General features: G+C 69.9%; 15 protein-coding genes. 9 read left to right on the top strand and 6 right to left on the bottom strand.

The window, feature by feature from the left end; genetic code table 11:
• Window positions 1–92: 92 nt before the first annotated feature.
• Window positions 93–491 (bottom strand): 30S ribosomal protein S11, encoded by a 399-nt coding sequence (gene rpsK, locus GBZ26_RS06620; protein WP_012974490.1) that lies wholly within the window; start codon window positions 489–491, stop codon window positions 93–95.
• A 15-nt stretch (window positions 492–506) separates the two neighbouring features.
• Window positions 507–875 carry a 30S ribosomal protein S13 gene (gene rpsM / locus GBZ26_RS06615; protein ID WP_014240054.1) on the bottom strand — a complete coding sequence of 123 codons (369 nt, stop codon included), beginning with the start codon at window positions 873–875 and terminating at the stop codon, window positions 507–509.
• A gap of 335 nt (window positions 876–1,210) precedes the next feature.
• Between rpsM and pyk the strand changes: the two genes are divergently transcribed.
• The gene (pyk, locus tag GBZ26_RS06610; RefSeq protein WP_174438156.1) at window positions 1,211–2,653 is read left to right on the top strand and encodes a pyruvate kinase; all 1,443 of its coding nucleotides are present in this window, start codon (window positions 1,211–1,213) and stop codon (window positions 2,651–2,653) included.
• Between the two features lie 7 nt (window positions 2,654–2,660).
• On the opposite strand, the gene GBZ26_RS06605 is transcribed toward pyk, so the two are convergent.
• A complete protein-coding gene (locus tag GBZ26_RS06605) occupies window positions 2,661–4,991 on the bottom strand; it encodes a PAS domain S-box protein (protein ID WP_174438155.1) in 2,331 nt (776 codons plus the stop codon).
• 206 nt (window positions 4,992–5,197) lie between these two features.
• Between GBZ26_RS06605 and GBZ26_RS06600 the strand changes: the two genes are divergently transcribed.
• From GBZ26_RS06600 to GBZ26_RS06575, 6 genes are all read left to right on the top strand, one after another.
• A complete protein-coding gene (locus GBZ26_RS06600) occupies window positions 5,198–5,623 on the top strand; it encodes a YqaA family protein (RefSeq protein ID WP_174438154.1) in 426 nt (141 codons plus the stop codon).
• Window positions 5,624–5,641: 18 nt separating this feature from the next.
• The gene (locus tag GBZ26_RS06595) at window positions 5,642–6,133 is read left to right on the top strand and encodes a YbaN family protein (RefSeq protein ID WP_174438153.1); all 492 of its coding nucleotides are present in this window, start codon (window positions 5,642–5,644) and stop codon (window positions 6,131–6,133) included.
• A 184-nt stretch (window positions 6,134–6,317) separates the two neighbouring features.
• Entirely contained in the window at window positions 6,318–7,781 is a 1,464-nt protein-coding gene (ccoG, locus tag GBZ26_RS06590; RefSeq protein ID WP_174438152.1) for a cytochrome c oxidase accessory protein CcoG, read from the top strand.
• A 32-nt stretch (window positions 7,782–7,813) separates the two neighbouring features.
• On the top strand, window positions 7,814–8,353 hold the full coding sequence (gene mog, locus GBZ26_RS06585) for a molybdopterin adenylyltransferase (protein WP_174438151.1): 540 nt from the start codon (window positions 7,814–7,816) through the stop codon (window positions 8,351–8,353).
• A gap of 129 nt (window positions 8,354–8,482) precedes the next feature.
• Window positions 8,483–9,049, top strand: a complete 567-nt coding sequence (locus GBZ26_RS06580) for a hypothetical protein (RefSeq protein WP_174438150.1) — start codon at window positions 8,483–8,485, stop codon at window positions 9,047–9,049.
• Window positions 9,050–9,163: 114 nt separating this feature from the next.
• Window positions 9,164–10,372, top strand: a complete 1,209-nt coding sequence (locus GBZ26_RS06575) for an NnrS family protein (protein ID WP_174438149.1) — start codon at window positions 9,164–9,166, stop codon at window positions 10,370–10,372.
• Here the strand turns inward: GBZ26_RS06575 and GBZ26_RS06570 are convergent.
• Window positions 10,324–11,082, bottom strand: a complete 759-nt coding sequence (locus tag GBZ26_RS06570; RefSeq protein ID WP_174438148.1) for an HAD family hydrolase — start codon at window positions 11,080–11,082, stop codon at window positions 10,324–10,326. The two genes, GBZ26_RS06575 and GBZ26_RS06570, sit on opposite strands and share 49 nt — an antisense overlap.
• 167 nt (window positions 11,083–11,249) lie before the next feature.
• Between GBZ26_RS06570 and GBZ26_RS06565 the strand changes: the two genes are divergently transcribed.
• Together GBZ26_RS06565 and GBZ26_RS06560 are read left to right on the top strand one after the other, a co-directional pair.
• The gene (locus tag GBZ26_RS06565) at window positions 11,250–11,390 is read left to right on the top strand and encodes a hypothetical protein (RefSeq protein ID WP_155903434.1); all 141 of its coding nucleotides are present in this window, start codon (window positions 11,250–11,252) and stop codon (window positions 11,388–11,390) included.
• A gap of 167 nt (window positions 11,391–11,557) precedes the next feature.
• Window positions 11,558–12,436, top strand: coding sequence for a class I SAM-dependent methyltransferase (locus tag GBZ26_RS06560; protein ID WP_174438147.1), 879 nt, complete (start codon window positions 11,558–11,560; stop codon window positions 12,434–12,436).
• On the opposite strand, the gene GBZ26_RS06555 is transcribed toward GBZ26_RS06560, so the two are convergent.
• On the bottom strand, window positions 12,411–13,403 hold the full coding sequence (locus GBZ26_RS06555; protein WP_174438146.1) for a threonine ammonia-lyase: 993 nt from the start codon (window positions 13,401–13,403) through the stop codon (window positions 12,411–12,413). The two genes, GBZ26_RS06560 and GBZ26_RS06555, sit on opposite strands and share 26 nt — an antisense overlap.
• Window positions 13,404–13,406: 3 nt before the next feature.
• The coding region (locus GBZ26_RS06550; protein ID WP_345772039.1) for an SDR family oxidoreductase at window positions 13,407–14,143 on the bottom strand (737 nt) is incomplete at its 5' end.

Raw genomic sequence — 14,143 nt, 5'->3', positions numbered from 1 at the left:
GAGACCGGCCGTTCCCATCCGATGGCGCCGCGATGGCTGCGGCGCCTGTCCCGGAACGGCGGGTCCCCGCGGGTGCGGAGTAGCGATGCTTCTTAGACGCGACGCTTCTTCGGCGGACGGACGCCGTTGTGCGGGATCGGCGTGACGTCGCGGATCGAGGTGATCTGGAAGCCGATCGACTGCAGGGCGCGCAGCGCCGACTCACGGCCCGAACCCGGACCCTTCACCTCGACCTCGAGGGTCTTCATGCCGTGCTCCTGGGCCTTGCGGCCCGCGTCCTCGGCGGCGACCTGGGCGGCGTAGGGGGTCGACTTGCGCGAACCCTTGAAGCCCATCGTGCCCGACGACGACCAGGCAATGGTGTTGCCCTGCGCGTCGGTGATGGTGATCATCGTGTTGTTGAAGGAGGCGTTCACGTGAGCGACGCCGGCGGTGATGTTCTTGCGCTCGCGACGACGAAGACGCTGCGAAGCGGCTGAGGGCTTGGCCATGGTCCGTGCGTCCTCTTACTTCTTCTTGCCGGCGATCGGCTTGGCCGGACCCTTGCGGGTGCGGGCGTTCGTGTGGGTGCGCTGGCCGCGGACCGGCAGGCCCTTGCGGTGACGCAGGCCACGGTAGCAGGCCATGTCCATCAGACGCTTGATGTTCATGGCGACCGAACGGCGCAGGTCGCCCTCGACGCGGTAGTCGGCGTCGATGGTCTCGCGGATCTTGAGGATCTCGTCGTCCGTGAGCTGGTTCACACGGCGCTCCGCCGGGATCTCCAGCTTCGTGCAGATTTCCTTGGCCTTGAAGGGGCCGATGCCATGAATGTAGGTCAACGCAATCTCCACGCGCTTCTGCGCGGGGATGTTGACGCCAGCGATACGCGCCACGCCTGCTCTCCTCGATATCTCAACGGCAGCCCTCATGGGCCGCCTACACACCGATTGATCCCCGATCCGGACGCCGAAGCCCGAAGGCCGGACGGCAAAACACGGATACGGGACGCACAATGTCTCCCGCCGGGCCGGTTGGGCCGCGGGAGGGTGCGACTATAGAAAAAGCCGGAAATCTGTCAAGGCCGTTCTGCGGCGTTACCGTGCTTTTCCCGGTGCCTGGCCATTGTGGGGAGGATGGCCGCGGTTGACAAGCCGGACGGCAGCTCTTGAGATGGGCGGGCCCGCCCCGAACGGAACAACCCGAACGGCACACCTCAGAAGGCAGACCCATGACCCGCAAAGTCATCCCCTTCCGGCGCTTCCGCCTGACCAAGATCGTCGCCACGCTGGGGCCGGCCACCGCCACGCCGGAGATGATCCGCGCGCTGTTCGAGGCGGGCGTGGACGTCTTCCGCCTGAACTTCAGCCACGGCACGCACGAGGACCATGGCCAGCGCCTCGCCACGCTGCGCGCGCTGGAGGCGGAACTGGACCATCCCATCGCCGTGATGGCCGACCTCCAGGGACCGAAGCTGCGGCTGGGCACCTTCGCCGACGGCCCGGTCACCGTCGAGCCGGGGCACCGCATCCGCCTCGACCTCTCCACCGAGCCGGGCGACGCGACCCGCGTCGGCCTGCCCCACCCGGAGATCTTCGCCGCTCTGGAGCCGGAGGCGGAACTGCTGGTGGATGACGGCAAGGTCCGCCTGCGCGTCGTCGATTGCAGCCCCGACCACGCCGACTGCGTCGTGCTCTCCGGCAGCCGCCTGTCCGACCGCAAGGGCGTGAACGTGCCGGGCGTCGTCCTGCCGCTGACGCCACTGACCCCGAAGGATCACGAGGATCTGGCCTTCGCCCTCGACCAGGGGGTGGACTGGGTGGCCCTGTCCTTCGTGCAGCGGCCGGAGGACGTGGCGGAGGCGCGCAAGCTGGTCGCCGGGCGGGCCGCCCTGCTGTCGAAGATGGAGAAGCCGCAGGCCATCCAGCATCTGGAGCGCATCGTCGAGCTGTCGGACGGCGTGATGGTCGCCCGCGGCGACCTCGGCGTGGAGATGCCGGCGGAGGACGTGCCGAGCATCCAGAAGCGGATCATCCGCGAGGCGCGCAGGGCCGGAAAGCCGGTGATCGTCGCCACGCAGATGCTCGAATCGATGATCGGCTCCCCCGCCCCCACCCGCGCCGAGGCGTCGGACGTGGCCACCGCGGTCTATGACGGGGCCGACGCGGTGATGCTGTCGGCGGAGACCGCGGCGGGCACCTACCCCATCGAGGCGGTGTCCATGATGGACCGCATCGCCCGCCGGGTCGAGCAGGACCCGCTCTACCGCACCATCACCGACGCCCAGCACCCGGACCCGCAGCAGACCTCCACCGACGCCGTCACCGCGGCGGCGCGGCAGGTCGCCCACACCATCCAGGCCGCGGCCATCGTCACCTACACCACCAGCGGCTCCACCACACTGCGCGCCGCCCGCGAGCGGCCGGAGGTGCCGATCATGTGCCTGACCTCCAGCCTGGAAACGGCGCGGCGGCTCCAGCTCGCCTACGGTGTGCACAGCGTGCACTCCGCCGACGTGACGGACTTCAACGAGATGGTTCAGAAGGCCGCCCGCTGCGCCTACGAGGACGGGCTGGCGGTGGAGGGACAGCGGCTGGTCATCACCGCCGGCGTGCCCTTCGGCACTCCCGGCAACACCAACATCCTGCGCATCGCCTGGGTGGACGCCCAATAGGGAGCCGTCAGGCCGGCTGCACCACCGGAGCGACGCGGGGAAAGCGCAGGGTGAAGGTGGTGCCGCGGCCCGGCGCGCTGTCCAGCGCGATGCGGCCCCTCAGCCGGCGGGTCGCGATGTTGTAGACGATGTTCAGCCCCAGCCCGCTGCCCCCCGTACCGCGGCTGGTGGTGAAGAATGGCTCGAACACCTTGTCGTGGAGTTCAAGTGGGATGCCCCGCCCGTCGTCGGCATAGACCAGTTCCACCTCGTCGGCGCCCACCCTGCGCGCGGCGACGCACAGAGTCCCGTGCTGGCCCGGAGCGTAGCCGTGGATGATCGAGTTCATCACGAGGTTGGTCAGCACTTGGCTGAGCGCGCCGGGATACCCGTCGATCAGCAGGTCCGCCGGGCAATCCACCTCCACGCCGTGGGCCGCCCGCTTGATGCGGACGCCCAGGCTGCGCAGCACCTCGTCGATGTAGTCGCGCAGGTCGAAGACCCGGCGCTCCTCGCTCGCCTGGTCCACGGCGATCTGCTTGAAGCTCTGGATGAGCTGGGCGGCGCGGTCGATGTTCAGCAGCATCAGCTGCGCCGCCTCCCCCGCCATGTCGAGGAAATCAGCGAAATCGGGCTTGCGCAGCGTTCCCGCTTCGAAATCGCGCCGGATGAGGCGGGTGCGCTCGGCCACCAGCGAGGCCCCGGTCAGGGCGATGCCGATGGGGGTGTTGATCTCGTGCGCCACCCCCGCCACCAGGGACCCCAGGGCGGCCATCTTCTCGGACTGGATCAGATGGGCCTGCGCCTCCTTCAGGTCGCGGAGCGCGCGTTCAGCCTCCTCCCGCGCGGCGTGGGCGCGCTCCTCCGCATGGACGCGGTCCGACACGTCGGTGTGCGAACCGACGATGCGGAACGGCTCGCCGTCCGGACCAAGAACGCGGATGGCGCGGCTCAGCATATGGACCACGGTGCCGCGCTTGTGGCGGAAGCGCAGGATGAATTGGCATTCGCCCATCGCGCCGTTGATCAGGTCGCGGGCCTTCCGGGCCGACAGCTCGCGATCCTCGGGCAGGATCAGCTCGGTCCAGCGGGCGGCGGTGTTGACCATCTCGTCCTCGCCGTAGCCGAGCATTCCCCACCAGTAGGGCGACAGCCACAGCTCACCGGTGCGCAGGTCCCATTGCCAGATCCCCTCCCGCGCCGCCCGGATCGCCAGCTCGAACAGTTCACGGCTGGCGAAGATTTCCCGCTCGGCGTTCCGCCGCTCGGTCACGTCGGTGTGGGTGAGGACAAATCCGCCGTCCGGCAGGGGCCGGATCAGGCATTCCAGCACCTGCCCGTCGGACCGTGTGCACTCCCATGACCGCTCGTCCGGAGCGGTTCGGGCAGGAAGCGGCGATCCCGGCGCTGTGGACGGGTTGCCGTTGGATGAGGTGTCGGGGCACACGGCCCCCGGCCCGAAGGCCAGCCCCTCCCCGACCCGCACGGCGATGGCGGCGTAGGGCGTGTGGTAACGCAGGAACTCCGGCTCCAGCCCCAGAAGCTCCGCGGCGCGCCCGTTCCAGGCGACCAGCCGAAGCGCCCGATCGAAGGCCATCACCCCCTGCCCCAGCCCGTTCAGAACCGCCCTGGTCTGATCCCATTGGGCTTCGAGCGCCTGTTCGGTCCGTTTGCGGGCGGAGATGTCGCTGATGCAGGCGAGCATGGCGTCTTCGCCCCGGAACCGGAACCGCCGGGCGGAAACCATCGCCCAGAGGTCGCTGCCGTCGGGTCGGCACAGCCGCGTCTCAAAGCCGTCCACGCCGCCCGCCCCGTCGCGCAGGGCGGCGAGGAGCCGGTTCCGCTCCGCCGGTTCGGTGTAGAAGGCCCTGGCGAAGCTGCGCCCGACCACATCGTCGAGCGGGACCCCGAACAGCAGGCCGGCGGGCTGATTGACCGCCATCACCAGACCATCGGACAGCCGCGTCACCACCAGGGGAACGGCGATGGCCTGCATGATCGCCCGCTCCGCCTCGCCGGCCCGGTCGCCCAGCAGCCCCTCCAGGCCGAAGAAACCGGTGTCGTCCGGCGGGTCCGCCAGGGCGCCGCTTCCGTCGGTGAGTGTCAGAACCAGCTCACCGCCTTCACCCTCGGCAGGGATCAGCGTCGGATGCCCGTCACCGGCGGAAGACGCGAAGGCCACCGGCTGTCCGGCGCGCAGCCGTTCCGCCGCCCCGGCACCGCCCCCACACACCGCAACCCTGGCCAGAAGGGCGTCGAGGCTGTCCGCCGGACAACCGCCCAGCGACGCCCGGAACGCGGCGTTGGCCCAGATCAGGCGCCCGTCGGCATCGAAGCGGGCAAGGCCGGCAGCGGCCATCCGCGAACACTCCCCTTCATTCCCCAAGATGACGCCCGCCGGATGAGACGGCTTGGGCGCCCCCCCCGACTCCATCCGCGGCGAATTCATACAAAATGAATCTATACCAGACTATCGCAACTGCACCATGGCACCTCCCGCATTCCTGTATGTGCACCCATGTTCCAGCCTCCGCCATCCCCTGGCCCGGAAGGACCGACCGCCGCATGTCCGAGATTGCCGCCTACAGCGGGCTGTTCCTGACCGCGTTTCTGGCCGCGACCATCTTTCCCGCCCAGTCGGAAATCCTGCTGATCGGCATGCACGCCACCGGCAATTACGACCATGTGGCCCTGCTGCTGTTCGCCACGGCGGGCAACGTGCTGGGGTCGGTCGTCAACTGGGCGCTCGGGCGCTACCTGATGCATTTTCAGGACCGCCGCTGGTTCCCGGTGCCGGCCGCGATGGTGACGCGGGCCACCCGCTGGTACCAGCGCTTCGGGGTGTGGTCGCTGCTGCTGGCCTGGATGCCCGTCATCGGCGATCCGCTGACGCTGGTGGCGGGCATCCTGCGGGTCGACATCCGGCTGTTCCTGCTGCTGGTCACGGCGGGCAAGGCCGCCCGCTACGCGGCGCTGGTCCTGGCCGTGTGAGCGTCCTACATTCTCCTCATGGATGACCCGACCGCCCTTCCCGAGGACGCATCCGTCTGCGTCTCCCCCCTGCGGCGCCGGCTTTGGCTGGCGTTGGGCTACGCCGCGGTCGGGCTGGGCATCGCGGGCACCGTGCTGCCGCTCCTGCCGACCACCCCGTTCCTGCTGCTGGCCGCCGGGGCCTTCGCCAAGAGCAGCCCGGCGCTCCGCGACCGGCTGTACCGCGACCCGCGCTTCGGCCCGCTGCTGCGCGACTGGCAATCCGAAGGGGCGATCCCCCGCAAGGCCAAGGCGGCGGCGCTGGTCGGCATGGGCGTGAGCTGGGCGATGGTGGCACTGACCGCCAGCCGTCCGCTGGTTCCCATCCTGGCCGGAGCCTGCATGGCGGCCGTGGCTGCCTACATCGTCACCCGCCCGTCCCCATCCACCCCAGCGTCGGAGGACGCGGCGCCCGACGGCGCGGCGGCGGCAGAGGGCGGAAACGTTTCCGCATTGCGAAACGAAGCTTGAGCCAATCGGCCGATGGACGTATTACAGCCGGCGATCCCGGCCGGTCACCAGCGCCGCTGAAAAATCCTTATAACCCATAGGGATTTTTCGAATCCGTTCTCGTCTTGATCCCGATCAAGAGGCGCTCGGGTCCTGTCCGCTATTGTCCGGTCTTGCGTCCCTATCCGGAGCCAAGGCAGACGATATGCCAGACGGAAGCGCTGTCACGCCGGCGAAAATCCAGTTTTTCGAGAGCCAGAAGAAGATTCACCCGAAGGCCGTCTCCGGACGCTACCGGCGCTGGAAGACCATCCTGACGTGGGTGCTTCTGGCGGTCTTCTTCATCGCCCCGTGGATTCGCTGGGAACGCGGCCCCGACGCGCCGGCCCAGGCGGTGCTGTTCGACCTGACGACGCCGCGCTTCTTCATCTTCTGGATCGAAATCTGGCCGCAGGAAATCTACTATCTCACCGGCGTCCTGATCGTGGCGGCACTGGGTCTGTTCCTGGCGACGGCGCTGGCCGGGCGCGTGTGGTGCGGCTTCACCTGCCCGCAGACGGTGTGGACCGACCTGTTCGTCTGGATCGAGCGCGCCTTCGAAGGCGACCGGGCGGAGCGCATCCGTCTGGACAAGGCTCCCTGGAGCGCGAAGAAAGTTCTGCGCAAGACCGGCAAGCACGCCGGCTGGCTGGCGCTGTCCGTCATCACCGGATTCGGCTTCGTCGCCTTCTTCACCGACGCGCCGCGCTTGGCCGTGGATCTGCTGACCTTCAACGCGTCCTACGAGGCGGCGGGCTTCTTCGCGCTGTTCGCGGGCATGACCTACGTCATGGCCGGCTGGACGCGTGAGCAGATGTGCTACTACATGTGCCCGTGGCCGCGCATCCAGACCGCGATGCTGGACGAGCACAGCCTCGTCGTCACCTACGACACGCTGCGCGGCGACACCCGCGGCCCGAAGCGCAAGTCGCAGAGCTGGGACGAGCGCCGGACCAAGGGCTTCGGCGACTGCATCGACTGCGGCCAATGCGTGCAGGTCTGCCCGGTCGGCGTCGACATCCGCACCGGCGAACAGGCGGACTGCATCAATTGCGGCCTGTGCGCCGACGCCTGCGACAACATCATGGTGTCGCAGGAGTTGCCCAAGGGTCTGATCCGCTTCGACAGCCTGGCCGCCCAGGACACCCGCGCCCAGGGCAAGACCTACCAGTGGCGGCTGATCCGCCCGCGCACCATCGTCTACGGCCTGCTGATGCTGGTGATCACCGGCGCCATGGCCTGGAGCTACGCGCTGCGCCCGCGGCTGGACATCGCCGTGCAGCGCGACCGCGCCCCGCTCTTCGTCACGCTGCAGGATGGCACCATCCGCAACGCCTACACCTTCAAGGTCTCCAACAAGACCCGCCAGGACCGCTCCTACACGCTGGCCGCCGCCGGCATCGCCGGGGCCGAGGTGAAGGTGGTGGGCGAGCGCGACGAGGACAGCGGCAGCGCGGTCAGCCACATCTCCGCCTCCCCGGACAGCGTGGCGACCTACCGCGTCTACGTCACGGTGCCGCGCGAGTCCGTGCCGGAGGCCTCCACCCCGGTCACCTTCCAGCTGACCGACACCAATAACGGCGACCGGGACAGCTACAACAGCGTGTTCCTGGGGCCGGGCAGCAAGTAAGCCTGCCGGACATACCATAAGGACCGCCGCCCATGACCTCCGCGAAGCCCGCCCGCATCGGCATCGTCACCGTGTCCGACCGGGCCAGCCAGGGCATCTACGAGGACAAGGGCGGCCCGGCCATCCGGGAGGAGCTGGGGCGCATCGTCGCCTCCCCCTGGGAAGCGGTGGCCCGCGTCATCCCCGACGACCGCGAGGGCATCGCCGCCACCCTGATCGAGCTGGCCGACCGCGAGCGTTGCGACCTGATCGTCACCACCGGCGGCACCGGCCCCGCCCCGCGCGACGTGACGCCGGAGGCGACGGAGCAGGTCTGCGAAAAGATGATGCCCGGTTTCGGCGAGCTGATGCGGTCGGTCAGCCTGACCGTGGTGCCGACCGCCATCCTGTCGCGCCAGACCGCGGGAATCCGCGGCAGCAGCCTGATCGTAAACCTTCCGGGCAAGCCTTCGGCCATCCACGACTGCCTGATGGCGGTCTTCCCGGCGATTCCGTACTGCCTCGATCTGGTCGGCGCGGCGCGCATCGACACTGACCCATTGGTCTGCAAGGCATTCCGCCCGAAGTCCTGAGCTTTTGCCTATACCCTTTTTGCGCGTGCGGAGAGGAATACCATACGCATGGCCATGTTGCCTTGCGGGAACCCGTGCTCACCTTTTTCGTTCGAGGGGAGCGGGGTCCCCGATCAAGGTGAGCCAGCCATGCTGTTCGATTTCGAGCCTTCGGGCATCAACGACACCTATCTGCGCCTGACCCGGCGCGGTGTTTCCTGCATCGTCGCTCCGGCCGGGGCGTGGAACGGGTTGCTTCGGGTCAACTACATCGTCGCCGGGTCGCCCGGCGGCGCCGATCCACATATGATCTACCGCTGCCTGGACATCGGGTGGGACGACGGGCGCTTCTGTTGGAAGGGCCGCGCCGCGCCGGTCATGACCACATCCGCCATGGTCGACATCCTTCAGGAACGCGGGCTCGTCACCAGCGGCGAGGCCGAGCGGTTGCTGTTCGGCATCAACAGCCCGGCGTCGGGCGGGTCGTCGGACGAGACGCTGATCGCCCGCGCCATGCTTCTGGGCTGCACCTTCTCGCCGATCTACGAGGACACGCCGCTGAGCAGCGGCCCGCCGCGCGTGGGCGGTTTCGCCCTGCGCACCCTGGCCGATCCCGGCGCCTTCGTCCTGACCGCCCGCGACGGCCTGCCCGTGCTGGACGCGCCCGCCCGCGACGCGCTGAAACGCCTGATGGCCGAGAACGGCATCACGCTCTGAGGGCGTTCTTTTTCTTGAAAGCGAGGGATTCTGTTTGACGGCGGTCAAAGAAGGGTGACCGCCCCCGGCGCAGTGTGACGGCATGACCGATGCCTCCAACGCGCGGGGAACGCCATGACCAGTTCCGTTGCCGACCAGCCGGACCGCCCTCCGGTCCCCCTGATCTTCGCCTATGGGTTCCGGCCCTTCTTTCTGCTCTCCGGCCTTGCCGCGCCCGTCCTGCTGGCCGCCTGGATCGCCGTGCTGGCGACCGGGTCCTGGCCGGACGGCGCCGTCCCGGCGGCCTCCTGGCACGCGCACGAGATGCTGTTCGCCTTCGTGGTCGCCGCGGTGGCCGGCTTCCTGCTGACCGCCGTGCCGAGCTGGACGGGCACCAAGGCGCTGTCCGGCTGGCCACTGGCCGGTTTGACGATGCTGTGGCTGGCCGGGCGGGTGGCGCTGCTGCCCTTTATCGGCGTGCCGCTGCCGATTGCCGCCATCCTCGACCTCGCCTTCCTGCCGGCGCTCGGCGTGGCGCTGGCCGGGCCGCTGGTGGTGGCGGGCAAGATCCGCAACACCGCCTTCCTCGCCCTGCTGGGCCTGCTGACCGGCGCCAACCTGCTGTTCCATCTGGATTGGCTGGGCGTGCTGGCGGGCGGTACCGCGCTGGGCGAGACGCTGGCCATCGGCGTCGTTCTGATGATGGTCGCGGTAATCGGCGGGCGCATCGTCCCGGCCTTCACCCGCAACGCCCTGCGGCTGCGCGGACTGGACGGCACCGTCGTCTCCCGCCCCTGGGTGGAGAAGGTGACGCTCGTCTCGACCCTGCTGATGATTCCCGCCGACCTCGCCCTGCCGGGCACCGCCGTCGCCGGTCTGCTGGCACTCGTCGCGGCGCTCGCCCACGCCCTGCGGCTGGCCGGTTGGCAGCCGGCCAAGACACTCGACCAGCCGATCCTGTGGGTGCTGCATCTCGGCTACGCCTGGGTGCCGGCGGCGCTGGCGCTGAAGGCCGCGCATCTGCTGGGGGCGGGCGTGGAAAGCTCCGCCTGGATCCATGCCCTGACCGCGGGGGCCTTCGCCACGATGATCGTGGCGGTGATGACGCGGGCCTCACTCGGCCACACCGGGCGGATGCTGGTGGTGACCCGCCCGACCGTGGCCGCCTACATCCTGCTGACCGCCGCGGCGCTGCTGCGGGTGCTGGCGCCCGAGTTGCCGGGCGGCCTCTACTGGACCGCCCTGGAGGGCGCCGGTGCGGCCTGGATCGCGGCCTTCGCCTGCTACCTGTACGTTTACGCGCCCATCCTGCTCGCCCCGCGGGCCGACGGCCGCCCCGGCTGAGGTCCGTCGGGCTGAAGAAGGCCCATCGCGCGTGGGCTGCGTTTCCCGATGAGGCTGGTGGCGAAGCGGCGCTGGAGGTCTTCCGGATCACGGAAGATCTCCGCGCAGCCGGCCCTGCGCAGATCCTGCTCCGCGAAGCCGCCGCACAGAACCCCCACCACGGTCAGCCCGGCCCGGCCCGCGGCCTTGGCGTCCCAGGGGCTGTCGCCGACCACCACCGCCTCCTCCGCCGGCAGGCCAAGCCTCTCCAACGCCGCCTCGAAGATGTCCGGATGCGGCTTCGACCGCTCCGCGTCGTCGGACGAGGTTTCCACGTCCACCAAGTCCGTGATCTCCGCGGCGCGCTTGTACCGCTCCAGCTCGTCCCCCTTGGCGGAAGAGGCGAGCGCGATGCGCAGACCCTCGGCGTGGAGATGCTGGAACAGGCCGCGCACCCGGTGGAAACCGCGGACCTTCGGCATGTATTTGCGGGCGAACAGCTCGTGCCGGAAATGGTCCAGCTCGTCCTCGATGCGGTCCAGATCCTTCTCCGGCACGAAGACCGGCATCAACTGGTCGCCGCCCTTGCCGATCTGGGAGCGCACCGCGTCGAACTCCGCGTGGTAGCCGAAATGCCGGATCGCTTCCACCCACGCGTGGGCGTGAAGGTCCACCGAGTCGACCAGAGTGCCGTCCACGTCGAAAATGACGGCCTTCAGAACGCCGCTCATCGCCGCCTCCTCACCAAGCTTCTTGCGTATTTTCCGGGGTATTCCTTCTCGAACAAGTGGCGCGGCGCGGCGTTCCTCGGGCCGGTGTGCGGTGCGATAGAATTTGTCACATGGACCCGTCATAGCTGTGATCCGTTCACCCCTTACACAGATTGGGAAGAACGGACATGCCCAAGACGTTGAAGAGCTACGCCGCCCTCATCGGTCGCGCCCGCCACGCCGTCCAGCGCCTCAGCCGCCGCCGCGCCCAGCGCGTCCCGATGGAGCATCTCGACCTCGGCCTGTTCCAGAGCGACATCCGGCTGTAGCGCTACCCTTTCGGATGGGGTTCCACCAGCCGGAGGAGCTCCCTTCACGCCACGCGATCGCGCTCCGCAATAGGACTCCCCCTCCGTCCTAGGCGGGCAAGCTGAATGTTTCCGCCGGAACCGGCGCGCTATCGTCGCGCGGTCCATCCAGCGGAGCCTCAGCCCCCATGACCGCAACGTTCGAGTCCCCCAGCTTCGAGACCGCCAGTTTCGAGGAACGGTATTTCTCCGGCGCCGCCCTCTATGGCGACGACTTCGACGCGGCCCGGATCGCCGGCTGGTATGGGGTCGAGGCGCGGGACCCGGCGGAGGAGTTCGCGCGCACCGCACCCGAGCGGCCCGGCTACCGCTACGAATACCACGCGCTGAACCACCGCCACGCCTTCCGCTTCCTGGCCGGGCGGCGCTTCCGGCAGGCGCTGGCCTTCGGCTGCGCCGCGGGGGACGACGTGGCGCCGATCGCCGGGCAGGTGGACCGCTTCCTCGCCGTGGAGCCCATCGAGCGCTTCTGGCGGACCGACATCGCCGGCACCCCCGCCGAGTACCGCCGTCCCACGCTGGGCGGGCGGATCGACTGCGCGGACGGGGCGAACGACCTGACCGTCTGCCTGCACACGCTGCACCACATCCCGAACGCCGGCGCCCTGCTGGCCGAGTTCGCCCGCGTCACCGCCCCCGGCGGGCTGTTCATCCTGCGCGAGCCGATCAGCACCATGGGCGACTGGCGCCGCCCCCGCCGCGGCCTGACCGCCAACGAGCGTGGCTTCCCCGTGCAATGGCTGGAGGAGCGCTTCGCCCGGCTGGGCTTCACGGTGCGGCAGCGCCGCTTCTGCTCCTTCCCGCTGACCGAGCGGCTGGGGCCGCTGATGGGCGTCCCCCTGCCCTACGGCAACCCCTTGCTGGTGCGGCTGGACGAGGCGGCCTGCGCGCTGACGCGGTGGAACATCGCCTACCACCGCGACTCGGTCCGCAGGAAGTTCGCCCCCGGCGCCGTCTATTACGTGCTGGAGCGCGACGCCGCTACGACGATGCCAGCGCGTCCGTGAAGGTCGCCGCGTCGACGTTGCCGCCGCTCAGCACCACCGCGACGGTGCGCCCCGCCGCCGGCAGCTTGCCCGTCAGCACGGCGGCCAGCCCGACCGCCCCGCCCGGCTCGACCACCAGCTTCAGCACGGTGAAGGCGTAGGCCATGGCGGCCTTCACCTCGGCGTCGGTGACGGCGAGGCTGCCGGACAGCAGGGTCTTCATCACCGGAAAGGTCAGGGCGCCCGGCGTCGGGGTCAGCAGCGCGTCGCAGATGGAGCGTTGCCCGGCGGCGTTCTCCACCCGCTCCCCGGCAGCCAGCGAGCGCGCGACATCGTCGAAGCCCGCCGGCTCCGCCGCCCACAGGCGGGCGTCGGGGAAGCTTTGGCGGACCGCCGTAGCGACCCCGGGCATCAGCCCGCCGCCGCTGCACGGCGCGATCACGTCGTCGGGAACCGCACCGATGGCCTGCGCCTGGGCGGCGATCTCCAGCCCGACCGTCCCCTGCCCGGCCATGATCTGCGGGTGGTCGTAGGGCGGCACGGTCGCCGCACCCCGCTCCGCCGCGATGGCCTGGGCGATGCCTTCGCGGCTTTCGGTCCAGCGGTCGTAGAGAACCACCTCGGCGCCGTAGCCGCGGGTGTTGGCGATCTTCAGGGCCGGGGCGTCGCTGGGCATGACGATGACCGCGGGCATGCCGAGCAGCGCCGCCGCCGCCGCGACGCCCTGGGCGTGGTTGCCCGACGACCACGCGACCACCCCGCCCCGGCGCTCCTCCGGCGTCAGTTGGGACAGGCGGTTGAAGGCGCCGCGGAACTTGAAGGAGCCGCTGCGCTGAAGAACCTCCGGCTTCAGCAGGACACGGCCGCCGACCCGCTCGTTCAGCAAGGCGTTCTCCAGCAGCGGCGTGCGCACGGCGAAGCCGTCCAGCCGCGCCGCGGCCTCCACGATGTCCTGGTGGCCGATGGCGAAGGAATTCGACGCGGGCATGGCTCAGCGGCCTCCGGAGACGTTGAGAAGGGCGCCGGTCACGTAGGACGCGGCGTCGGACAGCAGCCACAGCACGGTTTCGGCGACCTCGTCCGCCGTCCCGGCGCGCCCGGCGGGCGGGATCAGAGCGGGGTTGTCGAGCCGGTTGCCTTTGCCGGGGATGATCTGGATGTCGGTGTCGATCAGGCCGGGCCGCACGCAGTTCACGCGGATGCCCTCCTTCGCCACCTCGCGGGCGAGGCCGACGGTCAGGCTGTCCACCGCGCCCTTGCTGGCCGCGTAACCCACATACTCGTTGGGCGAGCCCAGCACGGCGGCGATGGAGCCGACGTTGACGATGCCTCCCCCTTTCCCGCCATGGCGGGCGGACATGCGGCGCACCGCCTCCCGCGCGCAGAGGATGGCGCCGGTCACGTTGATGTCCAGCATGCGGCGCAGATCGTCCGGCGCAGCCTCGTCCAGCCGCCCGTAGGGGCCGATGATGCCGGCGTTGTTGACCAGCCCGGCGGTGGGGCCGAAACGGTCCTCCGCCGCGTCGAACAGGGTGCGGATGTCCTCTTCGCGAGCCGCGTCGCCCCGCACCGCCTGGGCCTGCCCGCCGGCTTCGCGGATCGCCGCCAGCGTGGCCTCCGCCGCCTCGGCGTTGCCGATGTAGGAGACGGGGACGGGGGAGACGCGCTGCGCCGCCATGCGGGCGGCGGCCGCCCCGAGGCCCGCGCCGGCGCCGGGTATGGCGGTGT

The organism is Azospirillum formosense (assembly GCF_013340925.1).
In the GTDB taxonomy this organism is placed as follows: domain Bacteria; phylum Pseudomonadota; class Alphaproteobacteria; order Azospirillales; family Azospirillaceae; genus Azospirillum; species Azospirillum formosense.
The sequence above is the reverse complement of the archived record's forward strand: the minus strand, read 5'-3'. Positions and strand labels throughout refer to the sequence as shown.